This is a genomic window from Fulvivirga marina (assembly GCF_016775155.1).
GTDB classification, from domain to species: Bacteria; Bacteroidota; Bacteroidia; order Cytophagales; family Cyclobacteriaceae; genus Fulvivirga; species Fulvivirga marina.
In genome coordinates this window covers 1-18152 of record NZ_JAEUGD010000066.1, presented here as the reverse complement: position 1 = coordinate 18152, position 18152 = coordinate 1, and the positions used below count along the sequence as shown (strand labels likewise).

Below are 18152 nucleotides of genomic sequence, written 5' to 3'. Positions count from 1 at the left end.
GTTAATCATGAAAAATTCACTAAAGAGCATTTCGTATTTATTTATAATCGGACTGATAGCCTTTGGTTGCTCTCAGAGATCCGTTACCCGTGTTAGTCCAGACCAGCAAATAGATCTTAGTGGACGCTGGAACGATGTGGATTCTAAGATGGTGGCAAACAAAATGGTGCAGCAATTCCTGAACAGCCCGCGCTATCAGCAGTATGCCAGTGATAATGGTAAGACACCTGCTATCATTGTTGGTTATATTAAAAACAAGACCAGCGAGCACATAGATTCCGACAACTATATCAAGAAATTTGAATTGGAAATATTCAATTCAGGGCTGGCTGATCTTGTTGAATCTCCTGAGTTCCGTGAAAAGCTTAGAGAGGAAAGAGCCGATCAGCAAGAGTTTGCTTCTCCTGAAACAGCTGCCAGATGGGGTAGAGAGTATGGTGCAGACCTCATGCTTTTTGGTACTATGACTTCTGAAACAGACACCTACAACAAGAAGAAAGTGGTTAACTACATTACCACTCTTTACCTTACTGATATGGAAACCAACAAGAGAGTTTGGTATGGCCAGGAAGAAATTAAGAAGTATATCGAAAACTAATTTGATACTTCCGTTTTAAAAATCATTGCAGCAGGTTAAAGCTGACCTATCAGGTAATAGCCTGCTGCTTTCTACTCGCACCATTGGGCATCTGTTCGTCTATTTATAAAAGTTAGCCATACTCTTTGAATGATAAGTTTATATAAAAGTCTCATTTTCAGTCTTTTAATTTTGCTTACTTCGTGTGCTACTTACTATGAAGTTAACCGTGAGTTTAATGCCAATTTTGAAAAAGGCAGACTTGAGGAAGCTGAAAAAGTATTGGCCAAAAAGGAGAAAAAGATTGAAAAAAGTAAAGAGCGTCTGCTTTACTACCTAAACCGGGGTGTGGTACTTTCACTTATGGGAGAATACCGTGAGAGTAATAAATACCTGGAAAAAGCCTATTTGTATGCAGAAGATTATCGTACTAATTATTTGAATGAAGCAGCAGCTATGCTCAGCAACCCCACCTTCACGGCATACCGAGGGGAGGACCATGAAAATCTGATGGTGCTTTATTATAAAGCCATGAATTTTATGAAGCTCGGTGAATATGATAATGCCCTTGTGGAATGTCGTAGACTTAATATTCGGCTTAATCAACTGAGTGATAAATACAAAAGCGAGAAAAAGTATCAACAAGATGCCTTCATTCATACCCTGATGGGTATTATTTATGATGCTAAGAGAGATTATAACAATGCTTTTATTGCTTATAGAAATGCATTAGGCATCTATCGCGATGATTACCAGGAGATGTTTAACCTGAGTGTACCCAGGCAGTTGAAAGAGGACCTGTTAAGAACGGCCTACTTAACCGGGTTTATGGATGAGTATGATTTGTATAAGAAGGAATTTGGTATGGAGGACTATAGATACAAGCCTGCCGATGGTGGTAGCCTTGTTTTTTTCTGGAACAATGGTCTGGGGCCTGTTAAGAGCGAGTGGAGTATCAATTTTGCAGTGGTGCATGGAGCAGGAGGTATGGTGAACTTCACTAATGAGGAATATGGGCTTAATTTTCCCTTTGCAGTGCCTTATAACGAACAGGATCAATCTACAAGTCTGAAAGACCTCGAATTTTTCCGTGTAGCATTTCCCAAGTATACGGAAAGACCTGAGTACTACACTGAAGGAGCACTTCAAATCAATAATAGAAGTTACAAGCTAGAGCTTGCTGAGGATGTTAATGCCATAGCATTCAGAAGTTTGAAAGAGAGAATGTTGAAGGAGTTTGGGAAGGCACTGCTAAGGGTTGCACTGAAAAAGGCAGCAGAGCATGGGGCAAGAAAGGAAGATGAAGGACTGGGGGCCGCGGTAGGTTTTTTTAATGCGCTAACTGAAAAAGCAGATACCAGAAATTGGCAGACACTGCCTCATAGTATTTATTATACTCGAGTGCCACTGGATGAAGGGCAAAAGAAGGTAACATTGAAACTGAAATCTCCGCAAACAGGAGCTGAACACGAAGAAGTTTTTGATTATCAGGTACAAAAAGGAGAAACTGTTTTTCAGACGTATTCAGCCTTAGATTACAAATCTGTACCGGATTGGTGAGGCTTTAAATGTCGTTTTTTTCGGTTTTTTTTGGCTGTAAAATTTGATTTACTAGGTTAAAAGGCCTTTATTCGAAGTTATAATAATAAAAATATATTTTAATTACCCATTAAAGAGATTGACACATGAAGAAGTTAAGTTATCTATTCGTTGCATTTATGTTGTTTGTTGCTGGTAATACAGCAGTAGCCCAGGATGAGGAGATTAGCAACGAGGATTTGAGAAGATATGCCCTGATGATGGAGGTGGTTGATGCTATGAAGCAAGAAATAAGTGACATTACCAATGATATGATCAAAAATCAGGAAGGTATGACAGGAAAGAGATATATGGAGTTGGCGGCCGCTAAAGGAGATGAAGCTAAACTTAATGAGCTTGGTGCAAAGGAGTTTGAAAAGAAATTTATGGAAGTTATTACTAAGCAGCAGAATGAAAGAAAAGAAGCCATTGGTGACGTTGTGCAGGTATTAGCTACAAAAATGTTGCCTGGTGGTGGAAAGACCTATAAGGCAATCAAATCAGGGTTGGCTTCTGATGAGTCTTTGAAAGCAAGGTATGAGAAGATCGAAGCTCAAATGAAATTACAAGAAGACGGTGATGCCTAATCACTGAATAACTCCAGAGATATTGGAAGGCCTGCAGATATGCAGGCTTTTTTTATTATGGACCACATCACTCACCATTAAACTGGTTTGTTGTAGTACTTAATGATTTGTTTTTTTTATTTGAAGAAGTTGAGTAAACCGTTTGGCACTTTATTCCGTCCTTGTTTTATTTAAAAAAGTACTATATTGAATAATTATCCATTGATAACTGCTTAAGTATATGTTTTCAGAGAATGAAATAGCTACAATGATTGAGATCCCGGCGATTCATGAGGCCACACTCGAAGCTAGAAAAGATTTCAAAACTTCAGAGGCCAGCATGCTGGAGATTTCGGAACACGATTTTCTTTCACTCATAATGATGACACCCGCAATGGGTCTGACGTTGGCTAATGGAAGTGTTAGTTTATTTGAGGAGTTGGGATTGAATAAAATGGCTCGAAAAATGTCGAAAGGTGGGTATTTCCTTAAGGTAGACCCTGTAGCGCACGCTATGAAATATGCCTTAAAAAACTTCGATGCATGGGAAGATAGATTCCTGAAAGTTATCAGTATTGCCATGGATGCGACTTTTGATATGGATCGATTGAGGAAATTAAAAGGCAACAAGCTTGAGGATCCTGTCAAAAGCTTTGCCAGGGATTTGATGACTGTACCTTACATCTTCGTGCGATTTTTAAGCACCATGGTGTTAAATGATGAAGCCGATATCGTAGATCACCGCAGTATTTCTCAGGTGGAATATGATAAGATTTCAGATATTGGTGGTAAACTGGGAATCAGTGACCTTCCTGTTTTTGAGTCCTTTTGCAGGACATTTGATATTAAATAGCATGGCTTTTGTGATGCGGTGAGCATAATATTTTTTAATATTGCCAGTTCTAATTGAAACCTTACATTAGCCCTTGACATAAAAAGTGGCACTGGTTTTGATTCCTAAGACACGTAAAATGATCAAAAACGGCTTACGTATACTTTTTTTGGCTTGTTTGTACTTGCTCTCTTTTGCTGCGACTACTCCTATATTGGCGCAGGATAAGAAGAATGTATCTATTCCATTGGATCACTTTTATGTAGACCCGGAATATAACAACGGCTTACGTAAACTGCTCAGCAAGTTGCATTTTACTTTCTCAACAGGATACGGAAATACATTTTATAGGCAGGATCTCTCAGACTTTTCTGTATTGCAACAGCCTGGCAATACGCCTGTAATATTTAATAAAGAACTTAATGCAGCAGGAGGTAATGTCAGCACTGGCTATACTTATTGGTTCAACGATATTGAAAGCGACAGTAATATTAGCTTTGATCCGGCTAGCTCTTTTTTAGTACAAGCAGATACTGCTGATTTGAAGTTTAAGGCTTCAGGAATGAGTATCCCTCTGAATCTGTCTATACATCTGGAGTTTGACAGGTATAAAATAGGAGGGGGAGCTACATTTGAATATCATAGACCTGGAAAATTTAAACCCTCTGACTTTGAAGATGAGATAGGTACTTACAAGCCCAATTTCGGAAGTGTTTTCTATAAGAAATATTATGCCTTGCTGGGGGTTAGGGTATATCGTTATTATGAGTACAGCCTGTCAATAGATGCCAACATTGGTGCTTTTAACCTTACCAAAAAGTTCAATAAAAGTATAATTCAGAAAGGCATTTATGTTAACATAGGACCAACCATAGAACGTGATATGTCTGAGTATTTCAGACTTTTCGTCAGGCCCAGTTTTGATATCAAAAGCTTTACCTTAAACATTCCGGAAACAGACCTGTCCATAAGTCAGTCTATGAATGCCTTTTACATTGGTTTTGGGTTTACCTATCGTATTCCGGAACTTCGAAAATGCTTTTTGAAACAATGCACAACACAGATCAACCATCAGCACGGAAATAGGGAGTATAGAAGCAGAGTGCACCCGTTCTATAAAAAGCAAAACCCACACCATGGGGAAAACTACCCACGCCTGATCAAATACAAGAAAAAGAACAGAAAGAAGATGCATGCCTATTGATCGGTGATCTATTTTAGCTCCACGTAACTTACTTATTATTAATTTGTTGGGATGAGTTGGCTGATGTATAACAAACTGAATTTGAATTTTCCATCCATGTACAGCTATTCAGTGAAAATAAAGTAGGCCTATAGGGTGAAAATACACATTTAGAGATTGTACTTTTTGGGGATATACGGATAAGTGAATAAGCTTTACAATGATAGGGTATGAGCATTAAAATGAAGTATGTTTTTAACGCATTTACAGCCTCATATAGAGCATCAAAAGACAATAAGACTGTGGTAGGTAATAATTGTACGGAAACGTTGTTAATTGCTGATTGAATTGCTTAAATTCGCCATGATTTTTTTGATAACAAAGGACTTTAACATTATATATGGCTGAAGGAGCAAATGAGAATATCATCCCTATTAATATAGAGGATGAAATGCGTGGAGCCTACATAGACTATTCTATGTCGGTTATTATTTCCCGGGCATTACCGGACGTAAGGGATGGTTTAAAGCCAGTGCATAGAAGGATCCTTTATGGAATGCTCGAGTTGGGAGTAAATTATAATAAGCCCTATAAAAAGTCTGCCAGAATTGTAGGGGAAGTACTGGGTAAGTACCACCCGCATGGTGATGCGGCTGTTTATTCTACTATGGTGCGTATGGCCCAGCCTTGGTCGCTTAGGTACCCATTGGTGGATGGTCAGGGTAACTTTGGTTCCATAGATGGTGACTCCCCGGCGGCGATGAGGTATACTGAGGCAAGGTTGAAGCGCATAGCTGAAGAAATGCTCACCGATATCAACAAGAATACAGTAGAGTTTCAGCCTAACTTTGACGACTCCCTTAAAGAGCCAACTGTTCTGCCTGGTAAACTTCCTAACCTGCTCTTGAACGGAACATCGGGTATTGCCGTAGGTATGGCTACCAACATGGCTCCTCACAACCTGACAGAGGTGGTGAATGGTATTTCTGCTTATATTGATAATAATGATATCAGCATTGCCGAACTTATGGAGCATGTCACTGCTCCTGATTTCCCGACAGGTGGTATCATATATGGTTATTCTGGCGTGAAAAGCGGATATGAAAGCGGTAGAGGCAGTATTGTTATGCGAGCCAAAGCTGAGTTCGAAACCACAAAAACAGGCCGTGAGCAGATTATCGTGACTGAAATACCTTATATGGTGAACAAAGCTAGCATGATTGAAAAAACTGCTGCTTTAGTCAATGATAAAAAAATAGATGGCATCTCCGATATCAGGGATGAGTCCGACAGAAACGGTATGAGGATCGTTTATGATCTGAAAAAGGATGCTGTTCCTAATATTGTACTTAACCACTTATATAAATACACTCAGTTACAGTCTTCTTTTGGGGTGAACAATATCGCTCTTGTTAAAGGAAGGCCACAAACGCTGAACCTGAAAGATATCATCAAGCATTATGTAGATCACCGTCATGAGATCGTGATCAGGAGAACAGAGTTTGAGCTTGATGAAGCTGAAAAAAGAGCACATATTCTGGAAGGGTATCTTATTGCTCTTGACAATCTGGATGAGGTAATAGAACTGATCAGAAACTCAAAGGATCCTGATGAAGCTCGCGATAGTTTAATCCAGAAATTTAGCCTTTCTGAAATCCAGGCTAAAGCTATCCTTGAAATGAGACTTCAGCGGTTAACAGGACTTGAAAGAGACAAGATCCAGAAAGAATATGCTGAAGTACAAGCTTTGATCAAAGACTTGAAAGACATACTTGCTGACGAAGACAGAAGAATGCAGATCATTAAAGATGAGCTTACCTTACTGAAAGATAGATATGGTGATGAAAGACGCACCGATATTGTACACAGTGCAGATGATATCTCTATAGAGGATATGATACCCAATGATGAGATGGTAATTACTATTTCGCATCAGGGATATATCAAGAGGTCTCCTTTGTCTGAATACAGAACTCAAAGCAGGGGAGGGGTAGGCTCCAGAGGTGTGTCTACAAAAGATGATGACTTTACAGAGCACTTATTCATAGCAAGAGCACATAACTATCTGTTGATATTTACCGAATTCGGAAAAGTATTCTGGAAAAAGGTTTATGGCATACCAGAAGGAGGTAAGACTTCTAAAGGTAGAGCTATTCAAAACCTGATCAATATTGAATCCGGAGATACAGTACGTGCGGTAATCAATGTAGATAGCCTAACCGATGAGGAGTACGTTAGCAATAACTTTGTAATGATGTGTACCGAAAACGGTACCATTAAAAAGACTGCCCTTGAAGCTTATTCCAGACCAAGGCAGAATGGTATCAATGCAATTACCGTGAAGGAAGGGGATCGCCTGCTGGATGTAAAACTTACTAATGGAGACAACCATATAGTTATAGCCAAGAGAAACGGTAAAGCTGTACATTTCCACGAGGGGGGCGTGCGCTCCATGGGTAGAACGGCATCCGGAGTAAGAGGCGTTACGCTGGAAGATGATGACGACAGAGTTATTGGTATGGTATGTATCAATAGGGAGGAGGCCAATTTGTTAGTAGTATCTGAAAAAGGTTATGGTAAACGTTCACCTGTAGAAGACTACAGAATCACCAAAAGAGGTGGTAAAGGAGTGAAAACCATTAACGTCACAGAGAAAACTGGCAAGCTTGTTGCAATCAAGGAAGTAATTGACTCTGATGACTTGATGATCATCAATAAATCTGGAATTACAATTCGACTGGAAGTCAGTGCTTTAAGGGTAATGGGACGGGCTACACAAGGAGTGAAGCTGATCAGGTTGAACGAAAATGATGAGATCTCATCCGTTGAAAAGATCGAAAAGATTGAAGAAGAAGTAGAATTGGATGAGGATGGTAACCCAATACTTCCGGAAGAAAATTCCGTAGATAGCGAAGGAGCAGGAGAGGAAGAGGCGGATAACAAAGAGGAAAACAACTCAGAAAAAGAATAACTTTATACCAAAACCAATAGATTTAAAACAGAACAAATAGATTATGAAACGATTCATTTTATTACTGGCTGCTTGCGCTATAGCCGGTTTTTCTTTCGGCCAGAAGAAGCCTAAAATTAATCAAGCTGAAAAGGCAAGAAGTGAGGGAAATCTTGGAGAGGCCAAAGAAATTATAGATGAGGCTATTGAGCATGAAAAAACCAAGGATGATGGAAAAACATGGTACTACAGAGGCCTGATCTATGCTTCATTAGATACAACTACAAACCCTCAGTATAAAAACCTGGCGAATAATCCGTTAAAGATTGCTATGGAAGCATTTGATAAGGCGGAGGAAATGAATAAAGGAAAAAGTGATTATTATATTTCTGATGCTAACGGGCTGCCTATCCTGAAAAGTCAGCAGTTGGAAACATTATGGGGTCACTACCTGAATAAGGGTGTAGAAGGTTATCAGTCGCAGAATACGGAAGATGCAGTTAAATATTTCACAAAAACTCAACTTATAAAGCCAGCAGATACTACAGGTTATATTTATGCAGGTTTAGCTGCTCAGTCTGGTCAGGACTATAAAACAGCATCTGAGAACTTTTATAAGCTCATCAATAAGTTGGATTATCATAGTGAAGATGTTTACAACTACCTGATTTATATTGAGGGTACTGTAAATGAAGATAACGAAAAGGCTCTTGAGATGATCCGCAAAGCTAAAAAGCATTTCCCTGATAATGTAGACTTTGCAAAATCAGAGATTAATGCTCTAATCCAGATGGATAAAATAGATGAGGCCAAAACCGAGTTACAGTCTGCAATTGCCAAAGAACCAGATAACAGCAATTTGTACTTTACCTTAGGGGTAATGCAGGAAGAGTTAGACAATAAAGAAGAAGCTAAAAAAGCTTATGCCAAAGCTGTTGAGCTCGATCCTACAAACTTCAATGCAACATTTAACCTGGCAGTAATTAACTACAACGAGGCTGTTGAGTTGATTAAAGTTAAAAATAACCTGGGTATTACTTCTGCAGACCTGAAAAAAGCTAAGGAAATGCAGACAACCATTAATACTAAGTTAAAAGAGGCTATGCCTTACTGGGAGAAAGTAATTGAGATAGAGCCTAACAACAGAGTAGCGCTTGAATCTTTACAATATACTTATAGCCAATTGAAAATGAACGAGAAGGCTCTTAAAGTGACTGAGAAGCTTGAGTCTCTTGGAGATGAGGAAGGCTAATAATTAACAACCCATTGATTTTAGAGAAGGCCACACTGTGAAGTGTGGCCTTTTTATTTGTCTTATTTTCAGTAAGTTATTTACGTTTATTAAAAGTAAATTTTTATATAAACCTCATGTTCTTTTCATGAGTTATTGGAGAAGTGAGTAGCTGACAGTTAATACCAGAAGACACTGACAATCAATTAGTTAATACAAATGTGTGTTATGGATTAATTAACTCTTTTTGTCATAGAGGCTCTTCGCTCCCTGAAATTTTAATCTGGGAAATTCAATTTTTTTTGAAAATCAAGGCCCTTATAGGCTCGTACGTCATAATGGTTGCAGCTATTCAATTATTATTAATCAGTGAATTATGGGCAACAGTTATAAGAAAAGCTAAGGCATTTTCGAATTATTTGCTAAATTGATAAGTAGTCTTAAAGTCTCGTTTTATTGTGAGAAAGCTCTATAAGTGGTTGATTCTTTTTTTTGTTTTACTGTGGAGTGGTTTGGGCAGAACTCAGGACCTGCGCTTTACACGACTCTCATTGCAAGAAGGCCTCTCACAATCTTCCGTTCGACAGATTATTCAGGATCGCCAGGGGTTTATCTGGGTTACAACTGAAGAAGGCCTTAACCGTTATGATGGTTACCAATTTCTTAATTTCAATTATGATAAGAATGATACTACCAGCATTGGAGATCAGTATACCAATGCACTTTGGGAAGACCCGTCAGGGTGTATTTGGGTGGGAACCAACAGTAGCGGTATCAATAAGATGGATGTAGAACAGGAAGTATTTGTACGATATAAGCATGTGCCGGGAGATTCCACTACTTTATCTGACAATAATGTGTATGTCTTTCATGGCTTGTCTTCTGGGATAATATGGGTAGGTACCGTCAAGGGACTTGACAAGTTCAATATCCTAACCGGTAAAGTAGAGAAACAATACAAACATGACCCAAAAGACAAAAGTAGTCTGGTTGATGATATGGTTCATGGAATATTGAAGGATAGTAAAGGGGACTTATGGGTAGGGACTGAAAACGGGCTGAGCCGTAAAAGGATGGGGGAAGAAAGTTTTAGTAATTACTTTTGTAAAGGCAAAGGCTCTATTTCAACAGCTTTATCCTATAGAGTTGCAGGTATTTATGAAGATCGATCTGGAAATATATGGGCAGGAACGGACCACGGACTATACCTTTATAATGAAGCAAAGGACGATTTTATTTCGGTGGATCATGCCGCGGCTGAATCTAATGATCCTGATGCAAAAGTAGTACAGGCCATACTTGAGGACCATGCTGGTACGCTTTGGGTTGGTACGAGGGCTGGACTATATAGAAGTAAACAAATAGATACGGAAAATAATGTTTTTCAATTTAATGTTTACAAAAGTGATCCGCAAAATGAAAATTCGATTAGCGATAACGTGATTTACACTCTTTTTGAAGATGACTCCAATATGCTCTGGGTGGGTACTTCCATTGGAGGTGTATGTAAGTTGGACCTGGCCGGATCGCAATTTCAACATTATAAAGAGACTCCTGAAAGTATAGCAGGTCTCAATGATCCATCTGCCTGGAGCTTTTATAAATGGGACAATGGTGAGCTATGGGTTGGAACAGGTGGGGGAGGCATTACACGCTTTGACAAGAATATGGAAAATGTAAGCCATTGGCTGCCTGACCCAAAGAACAAAGAAGCTTCGGTAAGTGGTAACAGGATCTGGGATATGGCTGAGGATAAGAATGGTAATCTATGGATAGCAGTTTTTGCTGGGGGCCTTAATATGTATGATCCTGTAAGTAATACATTTACACACTACGTTCACGACCCACAGGATAGTACGAGCATAGCTAATAATCTGGCTATAGATGTCTTAATTGATGATGATTCAGGAGCCATATTCGTAGCTACCTGGGGAATGGGGCTGGATATTTTGAATTCAGAAACTGGTGTTTTCGAACATATCCGGGAAATACCAGGGTTTGTGACTTCTATAACTAAAACTTCTGATGACCAATTTTGGGTAGGAACCATGGATAAAGGTTTGTTTAGTTATAATAGGGCAACAGGGAAAGTATATCACTTTATGCCAAGTGAGGAACATAATTCATTGTCTAATAGTACTGTATGGGGGGTATATAGCAGACACCCCGATACTTTATGGGTGGCAACAGCATGGGGAGTTGATGAGGTGCTATTAACAGGGAAGGAACCCGTTTTCAGGAATTACAATGAAGAGCATGGGCTTGCTAAAAATACGGTATACTCTGTAATCGGTGATGACCTTGGATATCTGTGGATGATTACTACTTATGGACTTTCCCGGTTTAACCCCAGTGATCAGTCTTTTTTAAATTTTTATCTGGAAGATGGTATTCAAAGCAATGAGTTTAACCATGGTGCTGTTTATAAAAGTAAAGATGGTATGCTTTATTTCGGGGGAATAAATGGGTTTAATATCATAGATCCAGCAGAAATTAAAAGCAACAATAAGGTGCCTCCGGTCTATGTAACTGATCTTAAATTGTTCAATAAAAGTGTTCCAATTGGCAAACAGAAGGGAGCGGATGGTTTTTACCTAAACAAAAACATTTCAAGAGTCCATGAAATAACACTGGCATACGATCAGGCTTTTTTCTCATTTGATTATGCGGCACTCAATTACAAGCAACCGGAGCAAAACGAATATGCCTATTACCTGGAAGGTCTTGAAGACGATTGGAACTATGTGAAAAACAGACGGACTGCCTATTACACTAGTGTACCTCATGGTGAATATGTATTCCATGTAAAAGGCTCAAATAATGACGGCGTCTGGAATGAGAAAGGAGCCTCTATTAGAATTGTCATTATACCTCCCTGGTGGCTGACACCCTGGGCAAAAGTACTATGGGCAGGTATAGCCATGGGTTTACTCTGGACGATTTACAAAGTTCGCGTGAATAACCTGAGCAGCCAAAAGGAAACCTTGGAGCATGAAGTGGCCTCACGTACACGAGAGATCATGAAGCAGAAGGAGGAGATGGAAAGCCAGGCGGAGAACCTTATAAAAATGAATTTGGAAATCCAAGAGCGCAACAGTGAGGTTCTAAGCCAGTCGGAGTTTATACAAGAGGTTAACGATGAGCTGAAAGACAAAAATGAAGCGTTAGAAAAGGCCTATCAAAATGTAGCCCTTTTGAGTACCATAGGCCAGCACATCACAGCGCAATTGTCCATGGGAGAAATGATCAGGGAGGTATATCACAATGTACAATCCCTGATGCGCGTAGATGAATTTGGTGTAGGAAGATATGATGAAAGCCTTGGGGAGATCATTTTTGAAGCAATCTTTAGTGGATATCAAAGTAAGTCTCACAGACCTATCTCTGTAACCGAAAAACACCGCTTATCAGTGCAATGCGTGTTGAATAAGCAGGAAATATTCATGAGAGATGTTCAAAAAGAATATTTGGAATATGCAAAATCAGGTAATACAGGTTACCACGAGGAGCTGTTAAGTGCTTTAATTGTGCTACCACTTGTTTCGGGTGAACAAGTAACCGGACTAATCTGGGTACAGAGCAAAGAAAAGAACGTTTATTCTACGCATGAGCTGGACCTATTGAAAAACCTTGCGTCATATGTATCTATTGCCCTTGATAATGCCGGCGCATACCGCAAGATCAATAATCAGCGTAAGGACCTGGAAAAGGCGCAAAAGTTGATCAGGAAACAGAATGAGTCACTTTCGAATACCAATGAAATTCTTGAAGAAATGGTCGAGCAAAGGACCCGGGAACTCAATCACCTGACCTATCGCTCAGCTCATGACCTTAAAGGTCCCATTACCAGACTGTTGGGGTTGTGCTATGCATGCCGGCTCGACATTAAAGAGTCTTTGGAGCGGGAGGGCTCCCGGTTCAGACCTAAGCTGGAAGAATATTTGGGTAAAATGGAAAACACGGCCAGTGATATGCAAAAGATGCTGTCCAGGCTTCTAAGAATTCATGATATCAAAATGAGAATGCCGACCATTCAGGAAGCATCCGTTATGGCGACAATTGAAAGCTCCTGGAAATCAGTGTCGGATAGGATCAATACATCAGAAATTGACTTTCAGATTTTTGGCGGAGAAATGGATAACGTAGAAACCGACCCTAAGCTGTTGTTATTGCTATTGGAAAACCTCTATGAGAATGCAGTGCTATATGCAGACCCGAAGGAAAAGGAACAATACATAAGAACCAAGATATTCAGACAGCAAAGTGAATTAATACTTGAAATATCAGACAATGGAGTTGGAGTTAATGAAATGCTGACTGACGACATTTTTAAAATGTTTGTAAAAGGTACTACAGAGTCAAAGGGTGTGGGGTTAGGACTGTACGAATCCAAGATCATTATTGATAAACTTAAAGGTAGCCTTCAACTTGATCTGACAAACCATGATGTCACTACCTTTCGGGTATGGCTACCTTAAATATTTCGTCATTATAAAGCAATCCCCTGATAATGAATGGTGAACCTGATTTGGGTAGCAAATTACCATTTATTCTCCAGCTGGGGGGGAGATCGTTTTTGTAATCATGACCAGAAAAAAAATGCCCATCTAAGGGTTTCCATTATATGTGAAGCAAAAAAATACCATAAATTGATTATTCTTATTAATGTCTTAAGTTATGGTGAAAAAAGTATTGCTTCCGATTTTGTTAGCTAGTTTATTGGGTGCATGTGGCTCTCACAAGGAGCAGAAGAAGAATTTTACAGATACAACTTCGCAGATCATTACTCTGGTGAATATTGTTGAGTTTCATGAGCTGATGAAGCAGAGGGAAGACTTGCAAATTGTAGATGTGCGTACACCCAAAGAATTCGACTTGAGCAAAATTCCCGGAGCAATAAATATAGATTACTGGTCTGATGATTTTAACAGTCAGGTAAGTAATTTGAATAGAGACAAACCGGTTGCCGTTTATTGTGCTGCCGGACGTCGTAGTGCCAAGGCAGCCTCAAAACTTCAGGAAATGGGATTCAAGCAAATTTATGATCTTGACGGAGGTATGCGAGCCTGGCATACCGGACCGTTACCCGCCAAATAAATCTTAAAATTACTAATCGTTTTTATTATAGCTCTTCTTACGTGCTTCATGGAGGGAGTCGAAGGCATTGCATTAATGTGCAGGTTAAGTCAGGAATTTATACAGATACTTGTTGATCTGAAAGCTAAATATTATGTTAAATAGAAAAGTCACTAACCGCGCGATAGAAGGGGAGCAGTAAAAAAGAAGCCAGACTGTTCTGTCTGACTTCTTATGTCAATTTTTTACTTTATTCAACAATGAAATGTTTCCTATGAATACCTTTTTGGTTCATATACAAAATAAAGTAATGGCCAGGCTCCAGGTTGCCAATGTCAATGGACTTATCGATGATATCATAAGTGCCTTTAGAATCGCCATTCATATCAAAAATCTCCAGTTGATTGGTGACGTCATCTACGTCATTCAGGTTTAAAGTTCCATGCACCTTAATAGGGTTGGGGTACATGGAAGATTGATCGGGTTCAGCTTGTCTTAGTGGGTTAGGACCCGTTCCGCAGTTTAGCAACAAACTTTTGCTGAGTTTACAAACAGTACCATTGACCAAAGTTACCTTTGCATATACCACAAGGTAGTAGTTATTCCAGTTTCCGGAAGGGTAATAAATAGGCACCCAATGTGTAGTGGTGGTTCTGCCGGCAGAGCCTGAGTGGCCGCCCAGAGCCCACGTCCAGTCTACATAGGCGACGCAGCTGGTATATGCATTGGATAATGAGGCATAGCCGGTAGTGCATAACCCACCGCCACCTTCATTGCCAACATACAACGCGCTGGAAGGAGGACAGGATGGACTGGAAGTGCTAATTACCTGGCAGGACTCAACACAATTACCATTCGTAAATCTAACCAGCCGTACCTTGCTGGTAGAGGATGTACATGAGGGCAGGTTCAGTGTGATCGTACGGCTGGTATTCGAACCTGAGATAGTAGCGGAACCACTGCAAACCTGCCAGTAGTAAGCCTGAGCACTTCGGGCGGTAAGTGTAGAGCCGCTTCGGGTGATGTCATTGTTAGGGTCGGTGCAAGTGCTGCAAGTCTGAGCCGACGTGTAAAGAGCTTAATCTATGAGATGCGTATGCATTAACGGGGTAGTACTTATTGGTGTAAGAATTTTAGACAAGAAGAAGAATATCAGCAGTTATAGATTAGCGTAGAGCAGGGAGGAGTTAAAATATCTATTTAACATAATATAAATTATATAACAAAACTAGACATTTGCGCAATACGCAGCGTAGCGAAGTATTTAATATAAAACCCGTTATCGTCACTTCAGTGCGATAACGTTAGGGTTTTATGTTAAGCAAATGCCGGTAACTTATGGCAACTTTGAATTTGTCGCACAATGCTAAAAACCAGCCAAAGTGTGCCGTTCTATTNATTATATAACAAAACTAGACATTTGCGCAATACGCAGCGTAGCGAAGTATTTAATATAAAACCCGTTATCGTCACTTCAGTGCGATAACGTTAGGGTTTTATGTTAAGCAAATGCCGGTAACTTATGGCAACTTTGAATTTGTCGCACAATGCTAAACCACCCAAAGTGTGTCGTTCTATTTTATGAATGTTCAGGCGATTTTCAAATACGTAATTCTCAGCTGTTGGAATTTGTCTGTAAAACACTTGCTGGCCAACGCTTTGTTTTGGCACAGCCTGTAGCTCGAGTTTCGTCATTGCGAACCAAGGCAGCTGACGACAGGAGGATGCATTGGTGAAGCAACCCCCTTGCTACTGGCAAAAAAGCTCACAGGTGTTTTACTATTAATGGCGTTCGCAGTTGCCCTCGTGCCGGGCAGGCAAATACTTTTTTCATTGATAAAAAAGTATTCAAAAAATCTAGCCAAAATAATCACTTCCACCCACAGGCCACCGCACGCCCGGTATTTTGGCATCCTACCCTCCATTAGACAGAAACCGAAGGTTCACGAGGGGTTTGTGCGGCATGCCTTGCGGGTATGAGTAATAATGCTTCTGCCCACTGGCCTACGCTGGCCCGCTATTCTGTCTGGCCAACGCTCTTTTAGATTCTTCTATTTAACATAATCCCACACACACAGCGAAAAGCAAAGTTTCGGTTGTTGGTTCGGGAAACCGAGGAACGAGGTTCATGAGCGCCTTTGAAATATCACTGGCACAAATCGAACCGTTTTGGCTTCTTACGGCCAAGTCTGACTGGCACAGTTTGAACCGAAATCAATGGCACTAAAAAACCGAAATAGGTGGCACTAGTCGAACCGAATTAGCCAAGAGTTGGTTCGGCTCATTCCAAACCACTGAAGGAATCAAATATTTTGTTGGTTTCTGGCCATCTATAAAAAGCACTAATCCGATCCAAAGATCCCTTAAACCTCTTTCCAGATCGGACTTTGTGATGAATGTGTAGTTCGTTTTTTCAATATTGATCTGACGACAGAGAATATCAAACTCTGACTCCCCTACCCGATTAACTACCCTGAAATTTGCTCCTTTATGTTCTACATAACTTTGAATCACATGATGATCTTCAGACATGATAAAGGCCGTTTTCATAATTGTTTCGGCCAGTTGATCGAGTTTGGAAATTGGACGGAATTGAGACCACTGATTCATTTCTCACTAAACAAAACTTCACTGATAATGAACGTATTTATATTATCCAATAAACTATTGATTGCCAAAATAATCATTTGGTACATTATTCAATTAATTTGTAATATTTCCAAAACCAGCAAAAGTTTCAAGTATCAAATCCTCTGTTAAGTTCATTTTAGGTTCCAATTCTTCTAGGTCAAAATCTTTAACCATTTCTTCAACATATTCTTTATTCTGTAGGAATTTTATTACTAGATTATTGTACGAGTTTCGTTTTACATTTTTGTTCTTTTTATTGGCACCCAGATAAAACTTACTCATAACTGCTGTATAGCCTAGATAAAAGTCATCATTAGTTAATTTTTGTGCTAGAGCAGTCAAATCATATAAATCTCTATACACCTGCCTAAAAAATAAATTGATCATCTTCATTCCAGCCAGCTCAATAAGAGAAGGTAATTTTATATTACCTATTTGATTAAAGTTTTTAGGTGCATGAAATTGATGCTCTGCATACAGATCGATTTTTACACTGTCAGCTGTAAAACGACTCATGTTCTTAGTTTCATTAAGAAACTCAATCTGAAAGTCTTTTTTAAATTGCTTTAGAATTTCTTTTCGATAAGGTGGTTCAAATGATTTTCCACCAGCATTTTTATTATAATAAAAAAGATCAAGGTCTTCACTTAAACGATGACCTAATTGTATAGATATGCCTGTACCTCCTACTAGATAATAATCAGAAAGCAATTTGTACTCTTTGACTATTTCAAGAACCTTTTTAGTATTTGCTGCTAGTCCCTGCAAAAGCTAGCGATATATTCCCTTTGTTTTCTTTCTTGGTATTTCTCAGGGTTTCTAATACTAAAAAAGAACCTAGCTACCTCATGATTGTTATTTCTAGAACCCGAAAGACCCCCAGAATTAATCCAAACTCTTTTGATATCAGCTTTTTTAAAAGCTCTTTTTAACTTTTCCCATTGATGCTCGTCGCCATGATGAAGATATTTCTCAATTAATAACTTCTCACTTACTCGCTCAACTCCAACCTGTCGATTTGACCACAGCCAATCTTTATGCTTCTCAACAAGTTCTTCCTTTAGCTCTTTGACAATATCGTTGTCGTATATCTGCATGAATTATATCTACAATTTTACAACAATATAGACAATTAGTTAGTTCTTTAACAGATATTTTATATACTACATGAATTAACAATATCTTTTATTCCTTAAGTATATAAATTAATCTTACCAAATCTTCCACACACATTTATTCACCTAATTATTTATTTTCAAAGGGGTTCATGAACCTTCGGTTTGCCATTCGCACAAATCTGCCCTCAATCCAAAAATGTCAAAAGAGTGTGTAAGCCCCCCCTCTTGAATGTCGAAAAAAAGCCCTTCCCAAAACTTTATTGCCAGTCCTTGGCATTTTGAAGGGTTGAAGGAAAATAACCCTTCAAAATGCTCCTAAGCTATATTAACATAACACGAGAACATTATATAACAAAACTAGACATTTGCGCAATACGCAGCGTAGCGAAGTATTTAATATAAAACCCGTT

14 protein-coding genes are annotated in these 18152 nt (G+C 39.2%); 10 read left to right on the top strand and 4 right to left on the bottom strand.

The genetic code is table 11. The features are described from left to right. Positions 1 to 7: 7 nt before the first annotated feature. The 9 genes from JMN32_RS21110 to JMN32_RS21070 all read left to right on the top strand — a co-directional run bounded on the left by JMN32_RS21110 (position 8) and on the right by JMN32_RS21070 (position 14014). Positions 8 to 598: a penicillin-binding protein activator LpoB gene (locus JMN32_RS21110; RefSeq protein WP_202858370.1), complete on the top strand. Its 591-nt coding sequence runs from the start codon at positions 8 to 10 to the stop codon at positions 596 to 598. Positions 599 to 727: 129 nt separating this feature from the next. Further along, positions 728 to 2137: a COG3014 family protein gene (locus JMN32_RS21105; RefSeq protein WP_202858369.1), complete on the top strand. Its 1410-nt coding sequence runs from the start codon at positions 728 to 730 to the stop codon at positions 2135 to 2137. 125 nt (positions 2138 to 2262) lie between these two features. Then, entirely contained in the window at positions 2263 to 2742 is a 480-nt protein-coding gene (locus JMN32_RS21100) for a hypothetical protein (protein ID WP_202858368.1), read from the top strand. 220 nt (positions 2743 to 2962) lie between these two features. Continuing rightward, complete coding sequence (locus JMN32_RS21095; RefSeq protein WP_202858367.1) at positions 2963 to 3574, top strand: hypothetical protein; 612 nt, start codon at positions 2963 to 2965, stop codon at positions 3572 to 3574. A gap of 118 nt (positions 3575 to 3692) precedes the next feature. Beyond that, positions 3693 to 4757, top strand: a complete 1065-nt coding sequence (locus JMN32_RS21090) for a hypothetical protein (protein ID WP_202858366.1) — start codon at positions 3693 to 3695, stop codon at positions 4755 to 4757. Between the two features lie 379 nt (positions 4758 to 5136). Next, positions 5137 to 7707: a DNA gyrase subunit A gene (gyrA, locus tag JMN32_RS21085; protein ID WP_202858365.1), complete on the top strand. Its 2571-nt coding sequence runs from the start codon at positions 5137 to 5139 to the stop codon at positions 7705 to 7707. Positions 7708 to 7750: 43 nt separating this feature from the next. Continuing rightward, the gene (locus tag JMN32_RS21080) at positions 7751 to 8938 is read left to right on the top strand and encodes a tetratricopeptide repeat protein (RefSeq protein WP_202858364.1); all 1188 of its coding nucleotides are present in this window, start codon (positions 7751 to 7753) and stop codon (positions 8936 to 8938) included. 491 nt (positions 8939 to 9429) lie between these two features. Then, positions 9430 to 13395, top strand: coding sequence for a two-component regulator propeller domain-containing protein (locus tag JMN32_RS21075; protein ID WP_202858363.1), 3966 nt, complete (start codon positions 9430 to 9432; stop codon positions 13393 to 13395). A gap of 199 nt (positions 13396 to 13594) precedes the next feature. After that, entirely contained in the window at positions 13595 to 14014 is a 420-nt protein-coding gene (locus JMN32_RS21070) for a rhodanese-like domain-containing protein (RefSeq protein ID WP_202858362.1), read from the top strand. A gap of 229 nt (positions 14015 to 14243) precedes the next feature. On the opposite strand, the gene JMN32_RS21065 is transcribed toward JMN32_RS21070, so the two are convergent. Then, a complete protein-coding gene (locus JMN32_RS21065; protein WP_202858361.1) occupies positions 14244 to 14780 on the bottom strand; it encodes a T9SS type A sorting domain-containing protein in 537 nt (178 codons plus the stop codon). Between JMN32_RS21065 and JMN32_RS21060 the strand changes: the two genes are divergently transcribed. After that, the gene (locus JMN32_RS21060; RefSeq protein ID WP_202858360.1) at positions 14767 to 14970 is read left to right on the top strand and encodes a hypothetical protein; all 204 of its coding nucleotides are present in this window, start codon (positions 14767 to 14769) and stop codon (positions 14968 to 14970) included. The two genes, JMN32_RS21065 and JMN32_RS21060, sit on opposite strands and share 14 nt — an antisense overlap. 1246 nt (positions 14971 to 16216) lie before the next feature. On the opposite strand, the gene JMN32_RS21055 is transcribed toward JMN32_RS21060, so the two are convergent. From JMN32_RS21055 to JMN32_RS21045, 3 genes are all read right to left on the bottom strand, one after another. After that, entirely contained in the window at positions 16217 to 16603 is a 387-nt protein-coding gene (locus JMN32_RS21055; protein WP_238354574.1) for a hypothetical protein, read from the bottom strand. A gap of 93 nt (positions 16604 to 16696) precedes the next feature. Beyond that, positions 16697 to 17392, bottom strand: a complete 696-nt coding sequence (locus tag JMN32_RS21050; RefSeq protein ID WP_202858358.1) for a nucleotidyl transferase AbiEii/AbiGii toxin family protein — start codon at positions 17390 to 17392, stop codon at positions 16697 to 16699. Continuing rightward, positions 17380 to 17721 (bottom strand): hypothetical protein, encoded by a 342-nt coding sequence (locus JMN32_RS21045; protein WP_202858357.1) that lies wholly within the window; start codon positions 17719 to 17721, stop codon positions 17380 to 17382. Before JMN32_RS21045 ends, JMN32_RS21050 begins: the two co-directional genes overlap by 13 nt. Positions 17722 to 18152 lie beyond the last annotated feature (431 nt).